At 44.4% G+C, this 23755-nt stretch carries 23 protein-coding genes and 1 pseudogene; 20 read left to right on the top strand and 4 right to left on the bottom strand.

The annotated features are described in order from the left end of the window. The first annotated feature begins 15 nt into the window (after window positions 1-15). The 3 genes from BMZ78_RS10750 to BMZ78_RS10740 all read left to right on the top strand — a co-directional run bounded on the left by BMZ78_RS10750 (window position 16) and on the right by BMZ78_RS10740 (window position 1917). Window positions 16-795: a 2-keto-4-pentenoate hydratase gene (locus BMZ78_RS10750; protein WP_093230246.1), complete on the top strand. Its 780-nt coding sequence runs from the start codon at window positions 16-18 to the stop codon at window positions 793-795. A gap of 85 nt (window positions 796-880) precedes the next feature. Next, window positions 881-1135 (top strand): 4-oxalocrotonate tautomerase, encoded by a 255-nt coding sequence (locus BMZ78_RS10745; RefSeq protein WP_093230244.1) that lies wholly within the window; start codon window positions 881-883, stop codon window positions 1133-1135. Next, complete coding sequence (locus BMZ78_RS10740; protein WP_093230243.1) at window positions 1132-1917, top strand: DODA-type extradiol aromatic ring-opening family dioxygenase; 786 nt, start codon at window positions 1132-1134, stop codon at window positions 1915-1917. The genes BMZ78_RS10745 and BMZ78_RS10740 overlap by 4 nt, the downstream gene beginning before the upstream one ends. Before the next feature lie 201 nt (window positions 1918-2118). On the opposite strand, the gene BMZ78_RS19590 is transcribed toward BMZ78_RS10740, so the two are convergent. Together BMZ78_RS19590 and BMZ78_RS10730 are read right to left on the bottom strand one after the other, a co-directional pair. After that, window positions 2119-2268 (bottom strand): Fic family protein, encoded by a 150-nt coding sequence (locus tag BMZ78_RS19590; RefSeq protein WP_093230241.1) that lies wholly within the window; start codon window positions 2266-2268, stop codon window positions 2119-2121. Between the two features lie 141 nt (window positions 2269-2409). After that, window positions 2410-2685, bottom strand: coding sequence for an AbrB/MazE/SpoVT family DNA-binding domain-containing protein (locus BMZ78_RS10730; RefSeq protein ID WP_093230240.1), 276 nt, complete (start codon window positions 2683-2685; stop codon window positions 2410-2412). A gap of 828 nt (window positions 2686-3513) precedes the next feature. Between BMZ78_RS10730 and BMZ78_RS10725 the strand changes: the two genes are divergently transcribed. The 7 genes from BMZ78_RS10725 to BMZ78_RS19370 all read left to right on the top strand — a co-directional run bounded on the left by BMZ78_RS10725 (window position 3514) and on the right by BMZ78_RS19370 (window position 11443). After that, window positions 3514-5379, top strand: coding sequence for a sigma-54-dependent Fis family transcriptional regulator (locus BMZ78_RS10725; protein ID WP_093230238.1), 1866 nt, complete (start codon window positions 3514-3516; stop codon window positions 5377-5379). Window positions 5380-5692: 313 nt separating this feature from the next. Further along, the gene (gene lipB, locus BMZ78_RS10720) at window positions 5693-6403 is read left to right on the top strand and encodes a lipoyl(octanoyl) transferase LipB (RefSeq protein WP_175482412.1); all 711 of its coding nucleotides are present in this window, start codon (window positions 5693-5695) and stop codon (window positions 6401-6403) included. Continuing rightward, window positions 6363-7358, top strand: coding sequence for a thiamine pyrophosphate-dependent dehydrogenase E1 component subunit alpha (locus BMZ78_RS10715; protein WP_093230235.1), 996 nt, complete (start codon window positions 6363-6365; stop codon window positions 7356-7358). The genes lipB and BMZ78_RS10715 overlap by 41 nt, the downstream gene beginning before the upstream one ends. 17 nt (window positions 7359-7375) lie before the next feature. Continuing rightward, the gene (locus BMZ78_RS10710) at window positions 7376-8419 is read left to right on the top strand and encodes an alpha-ketoacid dehydrogenase subunit beta (protein ID WP_093230234.1); all 1044 of its coding nucleotides are present in this window, start codon (window positions 7376-7378) and stop codon (window positions 8417-8419) included. 58 nt (window positions 8420-8477) lie between these two features. After that, window positions 8478-9749 (top strand): dihydrolipoamide acetyltransferase family protein, encoded by a 1272-nt coding sequence (locus tag BMZ78_RS10705; RefSeq protein ID WP_093230232.1) that lies wholly within the window; start codon window positions 8478-8480, stop codon window positions 9747-9749. Window positions 9750-9764: 15 nt separating this feature from the next. Then, a complete protein-coding gene (gene lpdA, locus BMZ78_RS10700; protein ID WP_093230231.1) occupies window positions 9765-11144 on the top strand; it encodes a dihydrolipoyl dehydrogenase in 1380 nt (459 codons plus the stop codon). 86 nt (window positions 11145-11230) lie between these two features. Continuing rightward, window positions 11231-11443 (top strand): SDR family NAD(P)-dependent oxidoreductase, encoded by a 213-nt coding sequence (locus BMZ78_RS19370; RefSeq protein ID WP_093230229.1) that lies wholly within the window; start codon window positions 11231-11233, stop codon window positions 11441-11443. Here the strand turns inward: BMZ78_RS19370 and BMZ78_RS19585 are convergent. Continuing rightward, window positions 11380-11604, bottom strand: coding sequence for a lantibiotic dehydratase (locus BMZ78_RS19585; RefSeq protein ID WP_175482411.1), 225 nt, complete (start codon window positions 11602-11604; stop codon window positions 11380-11382). The genes BMZ78_RS19370 and BMZ78_RS19585 overlap by 64 nt on opposite strands. Here BMZ78_RS19585 and BMZ78_RS10690 point away from each other — a divergent pair. The 9 genes and pseudogenes from BMZ78_RS10690 to BMZ78_RS10650 all read left to right on the top strand — a co-directional run. Further along, window positions 11570-12067, top strand: a pseudogene (locus tag BMZ78_RS10690) (thiopeptide-type bacteriocin biosynthesis protein); the annotation flags it as partial. The gene BMZ78_RS19585 and the pseudogene BMZ78_RS10690 overlap by 35 nt on opposite strands. A gap of 47 nt (window positions 12068-12114) precedes the next feature. Beyond that, window positions 12115-13470: a lanthionine synthetase C family protein gene (locus BMZ78_RS10685; RefSeq protein WP_093230226.1), complete on the top strand. Its 1356-nt coding sequence runs from the start codon at window positions 12115-12117 to the stop codon at window positions 13468-13470. Between the two features lie 296 nt (window positions 13471-13766). Beyond that, window positions 13767-16283, top strand: coding sequence for a protein kinase domain-containing protein (locus tag BMZ78_RS10680; protein WP_093230225.1), 2517 nt, complete (start codon window positions 13767-13769; stop codon window positions 16281-16283). An 85-nt stretch (window positions 16284-16368) separates the two neighbouring features. Continuing rightward, window positions 16369-17007: a hypothetical protein gene (locus BMZ78_RS10675; protein ID WP_139203310.1), complete on the top strand. Its 639-nt coding sequence runs from the start codon at window positions 16369-16371 to the stop codon at window positions 17005-17007. Window positions 17008-17196: 189 nt separating this feature from the next. Beyond that, window positions 17197-17946 carry a CRISPR system precrRNA processing endoribonuclease RAMP protein Cas6 gene (cas6, locus tag BMZ78_RS10670; RefSeq protein ID WP_093230222.1) on the top strand — a complete coding sequence of 250 codons (750 nt, stop codon included), beginning with the start codon at window positions 17197-17199 and terminating at the stop codon, window positions 17944-17946. An 80-nt stretch (window positions 17947-18026) separates the two neighbouring features. Then, a complete protein-coding gene (locus tag BMZ78_RS10665; RefSeq protein ID WP_093230220.1) occupies window positions 18027-18689 on the top strand; it encodes an MOSC domain-containing protein in 663 nt (220 codons plus the stop codon). Between the two features lie 278 nt (window positions 18690-18967). Next, on the top strand, window positions 18968-19870 hold the full coding sequence (locus BMZ78_RS10660) for a restriction endonuclease (protein ID WP_093230219.1): 903 nt from the start codon (window positions 18968-18970) through the stop codon (window positions 19868-19870). Window positions 19871-20639: 769 nt separating this feature from the next. Next, a complete protein-coding gene (locus tag BMZ78_RS10655) occupies window positions 20640-21584 on the top strand; it encodes a trypsin-like serine peptidase (RefSeq protein ID WP_093230217.1) in 945 nt (314 codons plus the stop codon). 134 nt (window positions 21585-21718) lie between these two features. Then, a complete protein-coding gene (locus BMZ78_RS10650) occupies window positions 21719-22093 on the top strand; it encodes a carboxypeptidase-like regulatory domain-containing protein (protein WP_093230216.1) in 375 nt (124 codons plus the stop codon). Between the two features lie 294 nt (window positions 22094-22387). Here the strand turns inward: BMZ78_RS10650 and BMZ78_RS10645 are convergent, their stop codons facing one another. Beyond that, complete coding sequence (locus BMZ78_RS10645; protein ID WP_093230214.1) at window positions 22388-22744, bottom strand: hypothetical protein; 357 nt, start codon at window positions 22742-22744, stop codon at window positions 22388-22390. Window positions 22745-23471: 727 nt separating this feature from the next. On the opposite strand from BMZ78_RS10645, the gene BMZ78_RS10635 reads away from it, so the two are divergent. After that, entirely contained in the window at window positions 23472-23744 is a 273-nt protein-coding gene (locus BMZ78_RS10635) for a hypothetical protein (RefSeq protein ID WP_093230211.1), read from the top strand. Window positions 23745-23755: the final 11 nt, after the last annotated feature.

The following is a 23755-nucleotide window of genomic DNA, read 5'->3' as shown; positions in this document are numbered from 1 at the left end:
TGGGAGGAGCGGAAGATGGGAATCGATTTCAGGGAAATTGCACAGTTTTTGCACCGGGCGGAAACGGAGAAAAGAGCGGTGGAACGAATCACCGCCAGGTATCCGGAGCTGACTGTCGAAGATGCTTACCGAATCCAGGAGGAGCTGGCTGCCATCAAACAGGCTCAGGGCCACCGAGTGATCGCACGAAAGATGGGTCTCACCAGCAAGGCGAAGATGAAACAGATGAATGTGGAGGAACCTATCCACGGTCTTTTGTTTGACTATATGGTGATTGAGGATGGCGGTGTATTGGTCTATGATGAGCTGATTCATCCCCGAGTGGAGGCAGAGATCGCCTTTGTCCTGGGCGAGGATCTGGAGGGGCCGGCGGTGACCGGAGCCCAGGTGCTCAAGGCCACCCAATATGTGTTACCGGCCATCGAGTTTGTCGACAGCCGCTATGAAAACTTCAGGTTCACCCTGGCAGATGTCGTCGCCGATAACACCTCTTCTTCCCGCTTTGTCCTGGGAAGCAAATTGACTTCTCCCGAGGGGCTCGATTTGGACCTGATCGGTGTCACCCTGCACATCAATGGGGAGATCAAAGGCTTGGGCGCCGGAGCAGCAGTGTTGGGTCATCCGGCCAACTCTGTAGCCATGCTGGCCAATATGCTGGCCCGTAAAGGAGAGAGGCTCCGGGCCGGTGAAGTGGTGTTGACCGGGGGAATCACCGAAGCGATTGTGGTGGAACCTGGGGATGTGGTGACGGCCAAGCTCGATCAGCTGGGCGATGTGAGTGTTGTGGTGAAATGATACCGGGAGATGGCCGAAACACGGTGATCCGCCGAAAAGAACCTCAGGGAAATCCTGCGGGATGGCAAAAGCTGTGAAATGAGGTATGTGTCAGTCAGATAGTTTCGTAAAGCGAAGTTACCAGAGATTGAAGGGGGAATTCATGATGCCGCTTGCGCAAATTCACATCTTGGAAGGACGGACTCCGGAGCAGAAAAAGAAGATGATCACCGAAGTGACCGCTGCCCTGGTTAACAGCCTGGACGTCCAGCCGGAAAATGTACGGGTCGTTATTTATGAAGTGCCGAAGAGCCACTGGAGCATCGGCGGGATGACCATGGAGGAACGGGAGAAAAAATGATCCCCTCTTTTTTCATTGCTCATGGCGCCCCTTCACTGGCTATCAAGAAAAACGGGTATACCCGCTTTTTGGAGGAGCATTTTGCAGGCCTGCCCCGTCCACGGGCCGTCGTCCTTTTCACCGCGCACTGGGAAGCTTCGATGCAAATGATCAGCGGAGTGGACCAGTACGGGATGATCTACGATTTTCGCGGCTTCTCTCCGGAGCTGTACGAGATGGTCTACCCCGCCAAGGGGGATGTGGAGTTGGCCGAGGAAATCGCGGACCTGTATGCGAAAAATGGCATCTCCTGCCAGATTGATGATAAACGGGGTATCGATCATGGGGCTTGGGTGGTCTTGCACCTGATCTACCCGGCAGCCGATATCCCGGTAGTGGCCATGTCTGTCAACCCCACACTTTCGCCGGAGGAGCAGTACGAGATCGGAAAAATCCTTGCCCCGTTAAAAGAAAGAGATGTTTTGATCATGGGAAGTGGAGGGACTGTCCACAACCTGTCAACCCTGGACTGGCACAAGGAAGAAGAGGCAGAACAAGCTTCCGCTGACTGGGCCAATCAATTTGACAAATGGCTGGAGATCCAGCTGAACAATTGGAATCTGGACCAATTGTTCCGATACGAAGAGAAATCCTCGGGTGGGTTGGTGTCCGTCCCCACCAATGAACACTTTATCCCTCTCTTCATTGCCATGGGAGCAGGGGATCAAAACCGAAAAGCCAGACTGCTGTATCGGAGTTACCAATACGGCACCTTAAGTTTAAGTTGTTGGCAATTTGATTAGAATACATTTTTTACCATAAAAAACAAAATAGCCATTACAAATGGAAACTAGGCTAACTCAACTCAGCCTGGTTTCTTTTTATATGAAGAATATTGCCACTAACATTTTTGGAAGCTCAAATTGCTCACTTATTTTTTGAAAATACATTTACTGGAAAACTCAAGGGCTAGGATACCATTAATTCCTCTCCATCTTTTTCGTTCATGTGAAGCCTATAACCATTGATAAAAAGTTAGCAACAGCAAAGGCAGTCCTTTTGTTGCCATTTTTGAAAATATGGTTTTGTGTAATTGCTTGTATAAGAGGCACTGTCTTTTCCCAAAGGGATGGGAATAGTTCTTGCCAAAATATTCACTTTGGGGTCTGATCACTGCTGAGAGAAGAACATTTTTAAACATAACCCCTACATCTTCACCCTCACCAAAAGTAGCCATGACCTTATAATGAATTTCAAAGATTTGCTCGAGTGTAAGGTACTTTATTTTCATGAACTTATCTATCCTTCAGGTTCTTAAAGGTATTCTCGTATCTTTTGAAGATGTCTTCTAACTCTTTTTCCATTTCAGGGGTGAGGCCTCCAGCAAGAGGAATTTTTTTTACATGTCTAATGGTGATTTCTCCTGTTTCAGTGTTTGCAGTAACTTCAAAATCATCTCCAGCCTTAATGTTAAGCTTTTCTGCAATTTCCTTGGGGATCTCAATACCTAGGCTATTTCCCATCCTGCCGGCTTTTCTATAGCCTTTGATTTCCATTTCCTTCACACTCATTCCCTTTTTTACCCCTATTCTATGTAACCGTGTAATTAACTTACAAATTATAATTAAAATAAATACAATTATAACAGGGCAGGAGTGGGAGAGTAAAGAGTGCTTTTGGTCAGCCCGCTGATTATGTATGCTATTAATCAGTTAGAAAGAAAAAAGGATAAGAAAGAGGGTTTTTCATCCCCTCTGTTCCTGCTCCATTCCTCAGATTGGAGAAAAAAACTCCCCATCACTTACATTTAAACTTCTGAGAGGCAAATAACATCAATTTCCCGCTACGCAATCTTTGTAGAAACTCCTCCCTACTTTTTCACTGACTTTTTTTCTAAGCTAAGAATTCGAGAAAGCTGTTTTTATAAACAATTTTCCGGTACGCTTAGAGACCCGATTCACCCTTTACTTTCAATAAATTTTCAGACTAAAATAGAATTAGAGATATTTCCCCAAGCATATCAAGGCCGCTTGTTATAGAAGTTAATTTCATAAACGCTATAAAAGTACCCACGTCATTTCCAACCATTGACACGACTGTTGCAATTTGAACGTTTAGATATTTCGAATAACCAGATTGTATACACTCCTCCAATGGAGAGCTTCGTGTTTCAAACAACAGGACTAAGTAAGCCCCTGCTTCAAGTAATCACTTTCCAAAATCATTGGATGAATCTGGAAAAGTTCCGGAAAGTGAAACCGCTTACTATATAAAGTGAAGACGGGAAAAACATGTATACAGGAAGAATAGTATGGACCGGCTTTTTTCCTCCGATGAACCCCTCCTTTTTTTCTCCCTCGATGTGATGTACCTAAAATGAAGAAAGGAGCAGGTACATAATGACGTTTGGTACTGTTTCACAACGTGTATGGAAACAGTTTGTACAAGAGGGCGTGTTGGACACTTCACGATTACAAAAACGGATTTCGGAGTCGTGGTTACGTTGTAAAAAAGTGGGTGTCAATCCGCACTCAGGTGAAGGGAAGCAAGTTTTGACCGGTAACCCGTTTCACCGCCGTAAGAAAGAAAACGCTTTACTTCTTGAGATCGCCCTTCCCTATGTAGAAAAATTGCTCAAGTATATCAAAGGGTCGCATTCCATTGTTTTATTGATCGATCCACAAGGATATGTACTAACCATCAAGGGAGATCAAGAAGTACTGCGTTTGGCGCAAAGAATCAACTTTGTCGAGGGTGTCAAATGGACAGAAGAGGAAGTGGGGACCAATGCCATCGGAACCTCGTTGATTATCAAGGAGCCGATAACGGTGGTCGGTTCTGAACATTACTCCCTGGCTTCCCAAGAGTGGACGTGCTCTGCCGCTCCCATTTGTAATGATGAAGGGACCTTATTGGGAGTGATCAATGTATCCAGCCCCGTTCAATACCATCACCCCCTTACACTCGCTGCCGTCGTATCTGCTGCATATGCCATCGAACACGAATGGAAAATGCGTGAACAAAATGACCGTCTGGAACTGATCCAGCAGTCCCTCGATTTGCTGCAGACCAATATTCCCGTCGTGATCTGTAACCGCAAGAAAAAGATTGTCTGTGCCAGCCAGAACGTGCGAACCGAGGTCCCGCAGTGGGAAATGATGAAAGTTACGGATCTAAAGGAATATGGATACAAGGAGCGAAGCTGTACCCCTTTATACTCCCATCATCACGGCGGACACATCGGCTTTTGCATTTACCTGACATATTCAAAGCCGAAAATACTTACACATACGAAGGAAATCCAAAAGTCTTCTGTCTCATTCTTTTTTCCGGGAGAAACGGGAACAAGTGAAGCGTTTCAACGAACATTACGGGATATGGAACGAGTCGCCTGTACAGACGCAAATGTTCATATTTATGGGGAGAGCGGAACGGGAAAAGAGTGGATCGCCCGCGCGATTCACCAAAATAGCGCATATAAAGACGGGCCCTTTGTTGCTGTCAACTGTGGGGCGATTCCTCGTGACCTGATGGAAAGCGAATTGTTCGGTTATGTGGAAGGTGCGTTTACCGGGGCACGCCGTCAAGGTCACCAAGGGAAATTTGAACAGGCCAATCACGGAACGATTTTTCTCGACGAAATCGGTGAGATCCCCCCTGCCATGCAGGTTGCCTTGTTACGCGTCCTGCAAGAGCGGGAGGTTACACCAATCGGTGGCAAGAAAGCGATTCCCCTGAATATCCGCGTGATTACAGCTACTCATCATGATCTTCGCCAAATGGTACGGGAAGGAACATTTCGGGAAGATCTTTTTTACCGTCTCTATGTATTTCCAATCTATGTGCCTGCCTTGCGGGAACGGAAAGAGGACATCCCCTGCCTGATTCGTTATTATTGTCAGAAGAATCACTGGCATGTGGACATACCGGATGTCATCATGGAGAAAATGGTCGACTATGACTGGCCAGGAAATATCCGAGAACTTTTCAATGTTTTGGAACGGCTGCGCATCCTCTCGGGAGGAAATGCACCGGATCCTTCACTTGCAGAGCATCTGTTCGTTCATCAAATGGATCAGGCTGCATCTGGGGATCCAAGTTACGCAAAACGAGAGAAATCCCTTACTTTTCGCGAAGAATTGCAGAGACAGGAAATCATTCAGGCTCTCAAGAAAACGGGCGGAAATGCTTCCTTGGCAGCCAAATTGTTAAACATTCCACGGAGCACTTTTTACCGCAGACTCAAAAAGTACCGGTTGTTATAAGCCGAGGCTGTTGACAAACCTGGTTTTCCTTTTCCAGTTGAACGACTTATTGCTCGTATTGAAGCAACGGGAGTGAAACGGAAAAGGAAAACCGGCATATAACGGATACTTTGTCAACAAGCTGAACCATGTCATCTCAGGTGACATGGTTTTTTTGTGTAAACAAAATGAGACAAAATGAGACATCTGTCCCATTCTGTCTAAACGTGAAACAGGTCTTGCGCAAAAAATCCTGCGAAAAAACGGAAGAAGTAATCGAAATCAAATTGGCATCCAATTTGCAATAAAGGAAAAGTGCAGGGAGGTGAAAGGTTTGCAGGTTTATCTATGCCAGGAGGTGCACTATGAAACGGCTCTTCACTGGCAAAAAGAATTTGTGGAAAAGCGCAAGAGAGGTGAAATCGAAGATACCCTTTTCTTGCTTGAACACCCGCCAACCTATACGATGGGTTCCGACCAAAAATGGGAGCATTTGTTATACCCACCGGATCAACTGAAGAAACAGGGGTTCGGAATCTACCGTTCCAACCGCGGCGGGGATATCACGTATCATGGTCCGGGCCAAATGGTGGCCTATCCCATTATCCATCTTCGGGAGGCCGGACTCACACCGATCGGGTTTGTGCGTTTGTTGGAACAAATCGTGTGTGATGTCCTATCCTTTTACCACCTGGAAGGACAGCGGAAAGAAGGATATCCGGGAGTCTGGATTCAGGACCGCAAGATCTGTGCGATCGGAATCGGGATCAGCCGTGGGGTAACGTTTCACGGTCTGGCATTGAATGTACGACCGAATCTCACCCACTTTCAGAATATCATCCCTTGCGGTTTGGCGCAGTTTGGGGTTACTTCACTCGCCAAAGAGTTGGGATATGCACCGGAAATGTCGATGGTTCAACAACAGCTGGTTGCAGCATTCGAACGAAATCTGCAAACCACCTGTCATGTCTGCCATCATCAACCAACGATAGGAGGATACGAGTATGAAAATGACCGAGGGGAAAAAACAGGAGTTATCGCGTGAGCAAGCGATCTGGATGTATCAGAAAATGGTGGAAATCCGCAAGTTTGAAGACCGTGTTCATGAACTGTTTGCCCGCGGGATTTTGCCGGGTTTCGTTCATCTGTATGCGGGAGAAGAAGCGGTAGCTGTCGGCGTATGCGCCCATTTGAATGAAAAAGACAGTATTACAAGTACTCACCGCGGACATGGTCATTGTATTGCCAAAGAATGCGATCTGAACGGCATGATGGCCGAAATTTACGGGAAAGTCACAGGACTGTGCAAAGGGAAAGGCGGCTCCATGCATATTGCCGATCTGGAAAAAGGTATGCTTGGTGCCAACGGAATTGTGGGCGGAGGATTTCCTCTTGCATGCGGTTCGGCATTGACAGCGAAGTTGAAAGGGACCGATGCCGTATCGGTTTGTTTCTTTGGCGACGGAGCCAACAACCAGGGAACGTTCCATGAAGGGATTAACCTGGCAGCCATCTGGAAATTGCCGGTCATTTTTGTTGCAGAAAACAATGGATACGGGGAGGCCACTCCATTCTCTTATGCATCCAGTTGTACCGATATTGCCCAGCGGGCGGCCGCTTATAACATTCCTGGTGTGATTGTGGATGGAAAAGATGTGATGGCCGTATACAGGGCAGCAAAAGAAGCGGTTATCAGAGCGCGAAATGGAGAAGGACCCACATTGATTGAGTGTAAAACCTACCGCAATTACGGGCACTTCGAGGGAGATGCGCAAAAGTACAAGACAGAAGAGGAGAAGCAGGAAAATCTGTCTGAGAGAGATTCCATCCAAATCTTCCGCCAATATCTTTTGTCTAACAACGTGTTAACCGAACAGGAGCTTGATCGCATCGACAACGATGTTGAGAAAGCGGTTTCAGAAGCTGTGCAGTTTGCAGAAGAAAGCCCGTATCCGTCTGCGGATGAGCTCTTGAAGGATGTCTATGTTTCTTACCAATAATGCTGGAGGTGTCAAACATGAGCAGAAAAATAAGTTTTTCTGATGCGATCAATGAAGCGATGAAACTGGCAATGCGAGCGGATGAAAACGTGATTTTGCTGGGGGAGGACGTGGCTGGAGGAGCACAAGTGGATCACCTGCAGGATGATGAAGCGTGGGGAGGCGTATTGGGCGTTACCAAAGGGTTGGTCAAGGAATTCGGACGTGACCGCGTTCTGGATACCCCGATTAGTGAAGCCGGTTTTATTGGTGCGGCCGTGGGGGCGGCAGCGACTGGGCTGCGACCGATTGCCGAGTTGATGTTTAACGATTTTGTCGGCTCCTGTCTCGACCAGATCATGAATCAGTGTGCCAAATTACGCTACATGTTTGGCGGCAAAGCGCAGGTTCCTTTAACGATCCGTACCATGCATGGCGCAGGATTTCGGGCAGCTGCACAACATTCGCAAAGTCTGTATGCGCTTTTCACGCACATCCCGGGTATTAAAGTGGTCGTTCCTTCCACACCGGCGGATGCCAAGGGACTGCTCCTGGCATCGATCGAGGATAACGATCCGGTTGTTTTCTTTGAGGATAAAACCCTTTACAACATGAAAGGCGAAGTGCCTGAAGGGTATTATACCATACCGCTTGGCAAAGCAGATATCAAACGGGAAGGGTCGGACCTCACGATTGTTGCCATTGGCAAGCAGGTGCACACGGCTCTTGAAGCGGCAGAGATCCTTGCGAAAAAAGGAATTGAAGTGGAAGTGGTCGATCCTCGCAGCCTCTCTCCGCTGGATGAAGAGACCATTCTCGCTTCTGTGGAAAAAACGAACCGCCTTATCGTGATCGATGAAGCCAACCCGCGTTGCAGCATGGCTACAGATATTGCCGCCCTCGTTGCGGACAAAGGGTTTGATCTTCTGGATGCACCTATTAAGAGAATTACTGCACCACACACACCTGTACCATTTTCGCCTGTTCTGGAAGACCTCTATTTGCCAACACCGGAGAAAGTCATACAAACGGTTTCCGAGCTGATCGGAGATGAGACCATCCTCGCAGTTGCCAATCGATGAGAAGGACAGGAGGTGAGGCAAGGTCTTCACCTCTTTATATAAAAAGGAGGGACCAAAGATGGCCAGTGAAGTGATTATGCCGAAACTCGGAATGGGAATGAAAGAAGGAACCGTTGTCGAATGGAAAAAGAATGCGGGAGACCCGGTAAAAAAAGGGGATATCGTCGTCGTCATCAGTTCAGAAAAAATCGAAATGGAAGTGGAAGCCCCCGCTGACGGGGTCCTGATGGACATCGTCGCTCCGAACGGTGAAGTGGTTCCGGTCGGAACGGTGATCGGTTACATAGGCGAGCCGGGAGAAAAAGTGGGAACGGAAAAGAAAAGTGAAACTTCTTCAATTGCCAACGAACAAGTGGCAGCAACAGCCGAATCGGTCCAATCAGTGACAACTCCGATCCCACCGACGAAGAAAAGGAAAGTGAAAATTACACCTGTCGCCCGTAAAATGGCAGAAGCAGCCGGTCTGGATATCAATACATTGGTCGGTACAGGCCCACAGGGGCGTATTACCAAGAAAGATGTAGAAAAAGCAATCGCTGACCGGGAGCGCCTTTCTGCTGCATCGATTCAGGGAAAATCCTTGGCAACCAGGGAAAGTGCCGTGGCAGATTATGCACAAGAAATCGTGAAGGATTCTATTCCAACAGAGCGCAAGGTTGTCAGCGGAATGAGAAAAGTGATTGCCACACGCATGTATGAAAGCTTGCAGCAGAGTGCTCAGCTTTCCCTCACCATGACTACAGATGTAAGTGATTTGCTCCAGTTACAAAAACAAACGGCAGAAAATGTGTACAACCGTTACGAACTGAAACTGACCATCACCCACTTTATTGCCCGCGCTGTTGTATGCGCCCTGCAGCAGCATAAACAAATGAATAGTGCATGGATTGATGGCAGCATCTATACCTATCCGTATGTGCATCTGGGAATTGCGGTTGCCCTGGAAAATGGGCTGGTGGTTCCTGTGATCCGCCATGCCGAACGCCTGACTCTCGTCGAACTGGCAAAAGAGATCCAATCCCTTGGACTGCGTGCGCGAAGTGGTCAATTGAGTCCAGAGGATATGAAAGGATCGACGTTTACCATCAGCAATCTGGGCGCCTATGGAGTGGAAGTGTTCACTCCCGTACTCAATCCGCCGGAAGCAGGAATTCTCGGTGTCGGTGCCGTTCAGGATGCACCTGTCTATATCGGAGAATCTTTGCAACGCCGCAGTTTGTTGCCGTTAAGTTTGACCTTTGACCATCGTGTCCTGGATGGAGCCCCTGCAGCCCAGTTTCTTGCAACAGTCAAACGCTATCTCGAACAACCTTACAGTCTGCTGTTTTAGAAGGGAGGGTGAATCATGAGCACCATAGCCATTATCGGTGGGGGGCCATCCGGCTATGTGGCTGCCATAACGGCGGCCCGGTTGGGGAAACAGGTGGTTCTTGTTGAAGAGGCGAAACTGGGTGGAACGTGTTTGAACGAAGGTTGTATGCCGACCAAGTCCTTACTGGAAAGTGTAAACGTGTACGAAAAGTTGAAGCATGCGGATCGTTTCGGGATCGAGGTACCTTCGGATCAGGTGCATCTTAACTGGAAACGGGTGCAACAGTATAAAAACAAAGTGGTAAAAAAACTGGTCATGGGAATCGGGTATTTGATGAAAAAGAATCGAGTCCGGGTGGTGAACGGAAAAGCCACGTTTATTGACGATCAACGCCTGCAAGTGGAAACGGCTGACGGGAAAGAGGAAATTTCGGCCGAGCGAATCATTATAGCGACAGGTTCTGAACCGGCCGCATTGCCCTTTGCCCCTTTTGACGGCCAATGGATCATCCACAGCAAACAGGCTCTTGAATTATCTGAGATTCCAACATCCCTTCTCATTATTGGCGGGGGTGTGATCGGTTGTGAATTTGCCAGTATATTTAGCCGGGTGGGCAGTAAGGTGACGATCATCGAAGCGGCCAGCCAAATCCTGCCGCAGGAAGATGCGGATACGGCGTCCCTTTTGCAAAAACAATTGCAAAAAGACGGTGTCGTCATCCACACCGCGGCAACCGTTAAACAAGCGGACCGTCAAACAAAGAAGGTAACCTTTGAGAAAGAAGGGCAGATGCAAGAGATCACGGCCGATCTTGTTCTGGTATCAATCGGAAGGAAACCGAGAGTAAAAGAGCTGGGTCTGGAACGTGCCGGTGTTCGTTATACCAGTCGGGGAATCGAAGTCAATGAACAGATGCAGACAAATGTGCCACACATATATGCCTGTGGTGATGTGATTGGGGGTATACAACTGGCACATGTGGCTTTCCATGAAGGAATGGTGGCCGCTTCAAATGCTTGCGGGGAAGAGAAATCGATCAACTATCGCGCAGTTCCGCGCTGTATTTACACATGGCCGGAGATCGCCGCAGTCGGGTTGACAGAAAAAGAAGCCAGAGAGAAATACGGAGATATCCGTATTGGTGAGTTTCCTTTTTCAGCCAACGGAAAAGCGTTGATTCATCAAGAGATCAGTGGCAAAGTGAAGGTCATCGTTCATCCGGAATTTCAGGAGATTATCGGTCTTTCCATTGTGGGGGCGCATGCTACCGAATTGATCGGAGAAGGAACGATGATACTTCACGCGGAAATGACTGTCGATGCCATGGAAGATTTCATCGCTGCACACCCCACACTCTCCGAAGCCATTCATGAAGCGGTACTCAGTGCCACCGGTCAGGCCATTCATATATAAACCACCTCGACAAGAGATGGATTTTATACGAGAAAATACACCGGAATTCGTTTTACGTTAAAAAACAAAGACTGGGAGGGGTATTTATGTCGAAAGTTGCTTTGGTGACAGGAGCCGGTCGTGGCATTGGTCGGGCCATAGCGCTACGTTTGGCAAGAGACGGTTTTCATGTTGGTGTCAACGATATTAATAGCGAGGCTGCAAGTGCAGTAGCTGAAGAGATAGAACAATTAGGTCAGTCCAGTTTGGCGGTACCAGCGGACGAGGGTGGGCGCAACTCACTAATTAAAAACTCCTGACGAAAAAGATTCCATAAAAAATCAAAGATCGTATCCTTAGGTACGTCTGGATAGCTTTTTTGTATTTTATCTAATAACTCATGAAAATAAATGGGCTGATTGGCAAGCTGAAATACCTGTTTCTCAGTAGATAGCCTAGTTGTTTCTGAATGGATCCACATGCAAAGGTTTAATGCATCTCGAATAGACAAAGAATCTTTTGGTGTTATTAGTATCATTGATATATTGGAAAATTTTGGGCTGAAACCTGAAGAACAACTCCGTTTTTTAGATCAAATTGTAGACCATAGAGAATATCGAGATGATTTTCGAAAGAATCGAAAATGGTACCTTCGTCTGGGAGATTCTGAAAATGATTGGGAAGGTTTGCGTAATGAAGTAGAAGGTGAAATTGTTTATTCTCTATTAAAAATGCGAAGCAATATCATTCGTAAATATGGTCAAATGGTTCGATTATATGAGAAAGAGGGAGAATTGTATAATGATGTAAACGATCTGATTCATAGTGTTATTCATTTACATCTCAATCGATTAATCGGTACAGACCGTGAGAAAGAAAAGAAAATAATGACTTTAGCTAGACATACATTACGTGACTTAGAGTATTTTAGAAAGACCAAGTAATCAATGAGTGAAGTTGTCAGGTGATCTAAAGATCGGGAGGTATTGGCTTGAGGCGACAAATCAATTGGGAAATGATTGATTGCAATGAAAGGCGAGAAAAATTGAAAAATATAGCTTTAGAGATTGGTTCCTTACTTAAAAATCCTCAAGATGTAAAAAGTAAAATTTGTTCGGAAGAAAATAAGATTCAACATAAAGAGCTAGGAGTTGAATATTTTCCTTGGAAAGACTTAAGTTTAGGAGAGGGATATCCAGGTATTTGCCTGTTTTTGGGAGAATTAGATCGTCTTTTTCCAGATGATGGGTGGGATGAAGTTGGCCATAATTATATGGTTGCCATTCAAAATTCCATTCATGAATATGGGATTGACTCTCTTTCTTTATGGGGAGGAATTACAGGAATAGCCATGGCTGCAAGAGCGTTATCTCGAGATGGAACTCGATATAACAATTTTATTAGCCAACTTCAAGAAATTTATCTGGAAAATTATCGTGCTACATTGGAGTATTCCATGGCTAGTTTATATAAAGGTAGTAAAGTCTCTGATTATGACACTATTTCTGGATGGTCTGGAATTGGACGTTATTTGTTATTTTATAAAGACCAGCCAGCAATAAGAAAATCGCTTGAAGAGATTCTTTCTTATTTAGTTCAATTAAGCCAAGATCGAGAAATAAACGGTCAGATTGTTCCGGGATGGTATGTTCCAGTTGAGAATTTATTTTTACATGAAAGAGAAAAATTTCCGAATGGCTACTTTAACTGTGGTCTTTCACATGGTATTCCAGGTCCTTTGGCTTTGCTGGCCTTAGCTTCTTTACATGGAGTAGAGGTCTCAGGACAGAAAGAAGCTATACATAAAATTGCTATGTGGCTTCTGCAATGGAAACAAGTTGATAAATATGGATTATATTGGCCGAATATCATAAGTTGGGAAGACCATCAATCAGGTGTGGTTAATCTATCTTATCACCGTGAAGCTTGGTGTTACGGATCGCCAGGTGTAGCACGTTCGATTTGGTTAGCAGGAGAAGCTTTAAATGATGATAATTTTAAGAGAATCGCAGTGGAAGCTTATTTAGCAACATTTCATCGTCCGCAAGAAAAATGGAATATTGAATCTCCAACTTTTTGTCATGGACTAATAGGTCTGGTACAGTTAACCCAGCAAATGTATGTCGACAGTCAAAGAGAAGAATTTAAGATTCAACGAGATCAATTAATTGATCGGATTTTGGATATGTATGAAGAAAAAGCACCTTTTCGATTTTATGATTTGTTAGGACAGAAAAAATATATAAAAGGAGGTTTACTTGAAGGAGTTGCAGGTATTGGAATTGTTTTTTCAGGATTAATAAGTGAGTGCACGCCGGAATGGAGTAGTGTATTTCTTATCAGCTAGCGGAAAGAAGTGAAAATTGTTCAAGACTGGATTGGTGATTTTTAAGCTGGCAAGACATTTTGCTCTAAACTCGATTGATGGGACAAAAAAACACCTAGCTAACCTGTTGCCTGTATTTTACAGGCAACAGGTATTTTAATTTTTCTTTAATTCGGATTAAACAGATGGGGGAAAATCCCTTTCTTTAAAACCAATTAATAATAAAGAAAAATGAAGCAGTTGGTTTTTTTTATTTGTTAAAATAAAATATATTGTATCATTCATCTGTTTATTAAAAATCCAGATAGGAGATAGAGATGGAAGGACAAAAACTGGGCGGAAGATATCGAATTATAGAACTATTAGGTATTGGCGGTATGGGAAAAGTGTATAAAGCGATGGATGAGGTCCTGGATCGATATGTGGCTGTGAAGGTCATGGATCCGGATCGAACCAAAGATGACGTATTTGTTCGCCGCTTTATGCGGGAAGCCAAGGTGATGGCGAAAGTCACACATCCGCATGTCGCCAATATTTACGATGTTGGCGAAGAAGATGACATCTACTATCTTGTCATGGAATTGATCCAGGGGCCGACCCTCAAACAGGTACTGAGAGAAAAAGGCATTTTCTCCCTTTCTGAAGCCAGGGAAATCATGCTGCAGATTTTGAGTGGTATGGAGGCAGTGCACAAACATGAGGTGATTCATCGCGATTTAAAGCCGCAGAACATCATGCTGCATGTGAATGGGCGGTGGAAAGTCACCGATTTTGGCGTTTCCCATTTGCTCACCTCCGAAACCCGTCTGACACAACAGGGCATGCTGGTCGGAACCATTCAGTACCTGTCACCAGAGCAGGCCAAAGGTGAGGCAGTTCATTTTTCTTCAGATATATACTCACTGGGGGTCATGCTATATGAAATGGTGACGGGACAGACTCCCTTTCAAGCCGAAGAAAATATAGCCATTTTACTGAAACATATTCAGGAACCTGCACCAGATCCCAAACAGATCAATCCGGCATTAACAGATGAATGGTGCCAGGTCATAAATAAAGCATTGGAAAAGGAACCGGCAAAACGGTATCAATCGATAGAAGAAATGCGTAAAGCTCTGGAAAAGCTCGCCAAAACCTCTCTCCAAACCATAGACAAGGGTTTGTCAACAACAAATGGTCCTTTTCAGACGGAAGGTTCTTTGTTAAATGGCCGTTATCAGATCATGGAGAAAATTGGCGGCGGAGGGATGGCGAAGGTATATCGTGGCATCGATAAGGTATTGGAACGGGAAGTAGCGGTCAAAATCATGAATGAATCATTGGGGGAAGATGAAGAGTTTATCCGCCGGTTTGAACGGGAAGGGAAAGTTACCTCCAAAATATCCCACCCCCATGTGGTTCAAATTCTGGATATGGGAAATGACGGGGACCTTTATTATATTGTCATGGAACTGATCCAAGGCCCAACTTTAAAGCAATATTTAAAAGAACATGCCCCGCTATCGGCAGAAGAGGCGATTCAAATCATCACCCAGATATTAAAAGGATTGGCTGAAGTACATCGAAATGGAGTGGTTCATCGTGATCTGAAACCGCAAAACTTGATGCTGGATAAACATATCGGATGGAAAGTGGCTGACTTTGGCTTGCTTCGATTGCTGACTTCCGGTACCGAACTCACCCGAACCGGGAATACATTGGGAACGGTTCACTATTTGGCGCCTGAACGGTATCGGGGAAAAGAAGTGCACTATACCGCTGACATATACGCGCTGGGCGTGATTCTATATGAGATGGTGACCGGACAGTTGCCTTATAATGCGGAAGAATACGTGGCGATTATCTTCAAACATATCGAAGAGCCCATTCCCGATCCACGCAAGATCAATCCAGATATACCGATGGGGATCTGTCAAGTGATCCAAAAAGCGATGGCCAAAGATCCGGCCAAGCGGTATCAGTCGGCAGAGGAAATGTTGGAAGCGCTTGCGAATCTCGGTCAGGGGATGACAGAACCTACAGAACCCGAGGTGAGTCCCGAGCCTACCCCACCACCAAAAGAGAAGGAAAAGGATCTCCAATCCCCACCTTCATCCATCGACGAGACGAAAAAAGTGCCCTGGTCTTTTGCGTTTATGCTCGGTGTGATCGCGATCATTCTTTTGGGTGGAATGGGCTATGTGGGATATCAATGGGTTACGGATCCGAATGGGATAGCACCAGTCAAGCCACCAGGCAATGATCCGAAGTCGAACCCACCGACTCAAGGCGCTTCTGAAAAAAGCGAGGTAATCCAGAAAGCAAAAGAGTCTATGCGTCTCATGAAAGGAATTTATTTGAAATCGAATGTAAAGCTGGATCAAGCAACAAGCCAGGAAGAAATGAAATATATTGACGAGCAAAACTTTTATCATCGTTGGGATCAGATGGAAATGTATCGGAAGGGTTATATCTGTATGGGGAAATACGTTGGAGATAACCAATGGTATGATTTCCATGATTGCCAAATCAAGCTGGGACTTCAAGATCCAAAACGGTTATTGGAAGTCCTTGGGCAAACGCCGGGGACACAATTACAGGAACTGTCGTATGAATATATCCTTGAAGCTACTTTTACCGATCTGAGTCTGATTGAGTCCGATATTCAGACGTGGTTAAGGCAAAACAGCGAATATGGCACGACTCCTAAATCATGGAAAGCAAAGGTCTGGATTGATAAAAAGAATCATCGGGTGAAGCGAATGGAACAAACCATCATATGCTCATCCGGAGAACTGCAATTAACGACAGAGGTGCTTGGGGAAATCAGCGAGATCAAGGTACCCGGTCAGTAAATCGATGAAAGGAAGAAAAGTATCCATGCGAAAAGGGATGAAAAGATGGCTTGCGTTGGGATTCGCTGTGATGGGGATATTTTCCATGCCAGCTTCCATCCATGGGGAAGAAAGTGGCGTGGGCAAAGCATTGGAAGTGGTGGAAAAAGCACTTAAAAAAGCAAACAGCTTAAAAGGCATCCAAATCTATATGGATCAGTTTCGGGAGCTTATAACACCGATTGGTACTCAGGCGGAGAGCAAATTTGTGATGAATATGGGTTATATCGACAGCAAGAACTATTACTATAAGGAAGTGGGAACGTCCCAGGAGTTATATAGCAAAAATGGTCAGTGTATCAACCGTTTTCAGAAAGATCCCGGTTATCAAACATGGCATAAATTAGAAGGTTGTTTTTATGAATTGAATGAGCATCCCAAGGTTGTGCTGAACCGGATGAAAACATATCTTGGACAAGTAACCGCTACCGAAGAAGGCAATAATTATGTGTTACAGCTTAAGCTTTCTGATCCTGGTCAGGTAAAACGTTTTCAAAGTTTTCGGGTGGATCCTGGCAGCGCTGAAAAGTTTTTTTATGATGAAAAAATTTGGGTAGATAAAAATACGTATGAAGCGAAGAAAGTAGAACGGCTTTTTCAGCTCACAGACTTTAAATTATTTGAAAAATTGAATGTAAAAGTGGATATCCAGAGGGAAATCACCGAAATTCCATGGCCAGAATGATTTTTTAGTGGGATCGTTGACCAACCCGGTTTTCCTTTTCCAGTTGAACGACTTATTGCTCGTTTTTATTGAGCAGGAGTGAAACGAAAAAAGAAAAACCGGCATATATCGGAAAGTTGTCAACAAATTAGCTAAAATGATGTTTTGGTTTTATGATTGGAATGAGAGCAAAACAGGGAGTTGCAGTAAATGGAAAAGAATCAGGAACACAGTGGCATCTATCGATTGCATCTCCATGTACGGCCTCAGGCCCGTTTGGAGAGTCCCGGGATTTTGGCCCGGAGACTGCATGCGTTCATCCTGGAAGCGATTCAGCGGGTAAATCCGGAATTATCCCAGCGTCTGCATGATGGAAAAGAGAGACAGGCATTTTCAGTGTATCTCGACTCAGATATGATCTTCATTCATTCTCCTGCCCGGGAAGTGATCCACAGTCTGCAAAAGCGGTTGTTACTGGATTCCAGCATCGATTTGATCGATTGGCAGGGGACTGTACAAGAAATCCATACCCAGCTGTTTGCCAAAGAAGAAATCATGCGGCAGTTTACGCCCAAATTTACACTCAAATTTGTAACACCCACCACCTTTTATCAGCAAGGAAACTATTATCCACTGCCTGAGCTGGTTCGTCTTTTCAGTAGCGCTACAAAAGTACTGGAAATGTGTGAAGGACAGGTCCTTTCCCGCAGTGATATTGAAACATGGGTTCGAAAGATCCGGATTGAATATGCCTCGTTTACGACAGAGCGGGTGGATTTTGGCAAGTTCAATGTGATTGGTTTTCGCGGAAAACTGACCCTCAATCTGAAGGCCTTGCCGCCCGAAGAACAGGAGCGATTGTGGATTCTGGCCGTATATGGATCGCTCATGGGATTTGGTTATAAAACAGCCTGGGGATTGGGACAAACCAGGCTGGAGCCTTTTTGCCAACGCCTTTGATTCGTTCATGTTGATCGAATGGGAAATATACTATATAGATAGGAAATGATTCCATCATCAAAATCATGAGGGAGAACATCATGACGAGCAAAGCCATTGTAGAAATGATCCTTGTAGGCAGACCACAGATACTGGGAAAGAAAGACGCCAAAGATCCGATGGAGAGTCAGTGGGAAAGCGGCATTGTCAAGCATCCCGTTGAAGGGAAAGTCTGGCTGGGGAAAACCAATCTCACAGGTGATGGCCAGGCTGATCTCAAACATCACGGCGGTCCGGATAAAGCGGTTCTCGCTTATTCCAGTGACCATTATCCATTATGGCAAAACGAATTGGACATACTCGACTTCAGACTGGGAGCATTGGGAGAAAACTTTGCCATCCAGGGTCAAACGGAAGAAACCGTGTGTATTGGAGATATCTATCAAATTGGTGAAGCCATTGTCCAGGTTTCACAGCCGAGACTACCCTGCTGGAAACCGGCACGATTATGGAAAATCAAGGATCTGGCTCTTCAGATCCAGAATAAGGGCAGAACCGGATGGTACTTCCGGGTTCTGCAGGAAGGATATGTAGAAAAAGGGCAGAGCGTTGTCTTGCTGGAGCGGTCTTGTCCAGAGTGGACGATTGCAGTATGTAACCAGATCATGCATTTCCGGAAAGATGATCGTGAAGCTGCGGCAAAACTGGCTGCCTGCGAACTCCTTGCCAATAGTTGGAGAGAAACATTGCGCAAACGGGCGTAAACAGGAGAAAACCCAGATGTGAAGAAAAGAGTCATCAGGTTCCAATGAGTAAAAATCTGTGTCCCCTGCTTTCGTCGATCAGGCAGGGGATTTTTTGGTCCTTTTTGTGGCAAGATACAAATTTTTGCTATCCATTCATAAATTCAATGATTCCAGTCACTTTTTCAACCATCCTATGCTACAATAGCAAAGAGAAATTGAGGTCGTTGACAATAACGAAAACTTTGTCAACGAGCTGATTGGTATATACTTTTCTTTACAGCTTAGGTGAGATGAACATGATTCCAGACTATCAAAAGTTTATGTGGCCCGTATTAAAAGCGATCGCAGACAAAAAAGAGCATAGTTTAAATGAAGTAAGGGACTTCATCGCCAAAGAATTAAATATTTCAGCGAAAGAACGAAAAAAACTGATCCCCAGTGGCAAGCAATCCGTTTTTAACAATCGGGTGAGCTGGGCCGTGTTTTACTTGAAAAAAGCAGAGCTGGTCGAAAGTCCGAAACGGGGGTTTCTCAAGCTGACTGCCCAGGGAGCCAGAGTCGTAAAACAACAGCCAGAGGAAATGAATATTCAGTATTTATCGCGTTTCAAATCCTTTCGTTCATTTATCAACAATAGTGAAAACACCGAATCCGATCATCAAATGAATCAGACCTCGACCACGCCTGAAGAGATGTTAAGTGAAAACTATAAGCTGGTCAGAAAACAACTGGCTGAAGAAGTATTGGAGCAGGTGATGAAATGTTCACCTAACGCTTTTGAACAACTGGTGATCGATTTGCTCCTGGCGATGGGATATGGCGGTTCACAACAGGATGCCGGACAGGTTGTGGGCGGTACCGGAGATGGCGGCATTGATGGAGTGATCAAGGAAGACCGTTTGGGGCTCAGGCAAATCTATATTCAGGCGAAACGATGGGAAAAGCCTGTAGGAAGCCCCGAAATCAACCGGTTTTGTGGAGCCTTGTCCACCAAAAATGCAGATCGGGGTGTATTCATCACCACCTCCTCTTTTACTTCCAGTGCCATTCAGGCTGCCGAACGGTCCAGTTATCATATCGTATTGATTGATGGAGAAAAACTGGCAGAGTTGATGATCGACTATAATGTAGGCGTGGTGGAAGCCAAGCGATTTGTCATCAAACGAATCGACACCGATTATTTTGAGCAGTTTACATAATGTTTTTCATGCTTGCATTTCAAGCAAGAAAAGGATAGTATTTTCTAATAAGAGCAATTGACAGTCTATTGGGAATAAATGGTATTTGCGAACGCCATGTGCATCGGAAAAATCCCAAGGGGTCGTCGCAAATGCGAAACCCCTTGGTACGCAAGGGACTTGCCCGTTTTCTGACAACTCTTGGCGCGAAAAAATGATGAAAAAATCGTCAAAATCGGGAGGTGTTTGCAAAAGGCCTCTGGAAGCCAGAAATATCAAGGCCTCAGGGCAACGGCTGTAACAATGGATCACACCTCTATATGAGGATTGAAAGTGGGAAGCTCTATTCCCACCACAACGCCAAATCATCGCGTAACAATGGATTACACCTCTATCCGAGGATTGGGAATAAATGAATATCATTTCTACATCAGGATGAAAATCCACATAGTTATGGTGAAAGTGTTCATGTACCTCCACTTTTTTCAAAACAAAAATGATAAACTAAAAAGAAAAAAAGATGGGCCAGTAACCCATCTTTTTTATTGTATAATGCGTCCGGTATGCACCGCTTGCAGACATTTCATATAAAAAATTAAAAAAACAAACTATTTAGTGTAGTAAAATTAGTAAGAATATAGTATAATTTTCTTAAACTAAATAGATTCTGGAGGTGAACGGACTAATTAAAAGAATATTTCGATCAATAATTAGACAACAAAAAGATAAACCCATTGCAGGTTATTAATTTCGTCTAGAGTAAATAAGATGCTAGAGGGAGAGGTAATTCATGAAGAAACTTCATGCATTTTTTCTTACCTGTGCTTTGGTCAGCCTGAGCTTGTTTGGTTTGGTTTCTCCCATTCAAACGAATGCATCTACAGCAGAATCGGATTTACACACCTCGATCTCTGTAGATCTAAAAACCAAACAGGTAACAGTGCAGAAGAAACCCACCATATACAGCTCGCAAACAGTTTCGCCCGGTTATACAGGAACAGGGAAAACTCAACCGATGCAAGAAACCTCTTTTGTGGGTTTCGAAAAAACGGTGACCACTTATTCAGTCATCGGTAAAGATAACCGAACCAAAGTGACCAATACCAAAGCCTATCCTTATCGGGCCATCGCTTATATCCAACTGCCTAAGAATTTTGTTTGTACGGGGTGGTTTATCAGTCCAGATACGATTGTAACCGCTGGTCACTGTCTTTATAATGTCTCGCCAAAAGACGGATTATCTGGTTGGATCCCTTGGGCTAAAATTTATCCCGGACGGAATGGATCCAGTGCGCCTTATGGCTATGCCAATGCATCTCATCTATATACTGTGAAAGGTTGGACCCAAGATAGAGACCCAAGGTATGATTACGGTGCCATAAAACTGGATCGCCCTCTTGGGAATAGTGTAGGCTGGTTTGGTTTTCGATGGCAATCTGCCAGTCTGACTGGCATCAAGGAAAATATCGCTGGTTATCCCGCTGGAAAAGGGCAAACCATGTGGCAACATAAGGATCAAATTCGAAAAACCAAAGCACGGCAACTTGGTTATCAAAATGACACAGAAGGAGGACAAAGCGGCTCTCCAGTCTATGAAACATACAACTCAAAGTGCAATGGCCCCTGTGGAATTGCCATACACGCATATGGAACAGGCCTTTTCAAAGATGGACATAACTACGGAACCCGGATTACCAAAGATGTCTTTGACAACCTCATGAATTGGAAAAAATAATAATAATAGATTGAAAGGGATTTCCTGTAGCACATGAATACATATCAGACAAAAAACTTTTTCATCCCGGGAAATATCTCTCCAGCATTCTTATCATAAGAAATCCCTTTCATTTTCTTAAAAGGGGTCTGATTATGTTTAAAAAAAGAGTGTTTACTCTCATCCTTGGCACTCTGCTTTTCCTGTTCCCAATAGGCTGTACAAAAAATGAATCACCGCCATCTCCAGTTCCTTCTAAAGAACAAGGTCTCCTGCAGGGAACCGTTACAGATGAACAGGGTCAACCCGTGGCACAAGCAGCGGTCGAACCCATTCCCCAATTCCAGGTTTCTCTACCTGAAATCGGGAAGGTAACTGACGAAAAAGGCAAGTTTCAATGGAGCTTGCCCATTGGAAAATATCAGATCAAAATTGCCAAAGAAGGTTATCAACCAGTAACAAAAGAAATCAATTTAACCGAAAAAGGCGCAAGCCTCACTTTTGTTTTGAAAAAGGAAAAGGAAAAGTAAATCATCGATTTCAAAGCCTGATGGCATATTCCATTCGCTTGCTTTCCGGCTTTTTACATAAAAATTGTGCTGTCATCGGCATAGCGAACATAACCGTGTCTACGTTTTTTTGTACATTTTCCAGTCAATCCAGCATGATGTACCTGATAGAATGTGCCCATGCTGGGAGCACGATAAAAATGAGGATGACTCGTACCTTTTGAGCCATCCTCGTCTCTTTTATCACAAATAAAGCTCCTTCCTGATGTTCATGCAGGAAGGAGCTTCTGTTCTTTTTAGTTAGAAAGAAAGAGATTAGTCACTGATGGTAGCACGTGCTCTACAGCGATCACCATGCTTACACTTGATATAAATCCGATACTCACCCACTGGCAGACCTTTGAGTTTATCGACCCTTCCACCAGGAGCAACTGTACCATAATCCTTAGTATTGTTCCAGCCAGAATACACTTCGTAGTATACAGCACTTTCACTTGAACCATCGTTAGATACCTGGATACGGAGCTTATGACCAGCATCCAGATAGACTGGTCCAGATGTAGCACTACGTTTTCCATAATGGATACTTGCTGATGCAGCTTCAGCAAACACTGACACACTTGAAAGCATAAAAACAAATACGGCAGCTAGAAAAGCAACACCTTTTTTCACTTTTATCAACCGCCTTCCAAAAAAATTAGTAACCGGTTACCTATTTATTATTATATTCTCACAATTCAGGAAAGTAAATATCAAATTTTCCTTTTTTTATTTATTTTAACATTTATAGGTAATAAATTGATAATATTAACTTCCCCATATTCTCTTGCATCTGAATAGAGACAGCAGAAGCAGTACATTTGATTTTGGAAATATCTAGCATTTGCGAACACCATGTGCTTCGGAAAAATCCCAGGGGGTCGTCGCAAACGGGAAACTCCTTGGTACACAAGGAATTCGCACGTTTTCTGACAACTCTTGGGACGAAAAAACGGGGAAAAAATCGTCAAAATCGGGAGGTGTTCGCAAAAGGATTCTGGAAGCCAGAAATATCAAGGCCTAGGAGCATCGGTAACAATGGTATACACCTCTATATGAGGATTGAAAGGTCTTATGTTCCATATTATGTCGTTGAAAATCTGAATCACAATGGATTACACCTCTCTCTGAGGATTGATAGACTAAGACTGACAATGGATGTCCGCTTTTTTTCTTCATAGAAGTAGGCTCGAAATTCAATATAAGAAGTCATATTCTTTAACAGATAGTAATGTAAGAATACTATGAGCTACAGCGGCAACAGCTCCGTATTATTTTTTTATAAAAAAAATATATATTGCCAATTTATTGAAAAAATAGTGTATACTGAAGCTATGATCCTAAAAAGGAGCTGGTATCTGTGCGTAGCACAACCATTAGCGCCCGTGATCGAAAGGAAGCCTATGAATTCGCTGCACTTATTTCATCAGTCTATGGAGTTGATAAGGTTCAAGTAATACCCCACAATGGGAATGATTTTGATATAAATGTTTATTTTTCTGCTCTTCAAGAAAATACTCTCGTTGAGATTGTTAATATTGCTGTAATTTTTGCAATTGATAGTTTGGGTTTCCCTAGTGATGAAGAATGGAAAAAAGCATTTGTAGAGGCACGAAAAAACAAATACCGCTAATGATGATAGAT

Source organism: Thermoflavimicrobium dichotomicum, assembly GCF_900114055.1.
In the GTDB taxonomy this organism is placed as follows: domain Bacteria; phylum Bacillota; class Bacilli; order Thermoactinomycetales; family Thermoactinomycetaceae; genus Thermoflavimicrobium; species Thermoflavimicrobium dichotomicum.
Note: the sequence above shows the minus strand (reverse complement) of the source record. Positions and strands in the feature narration are given on the sequence as shown.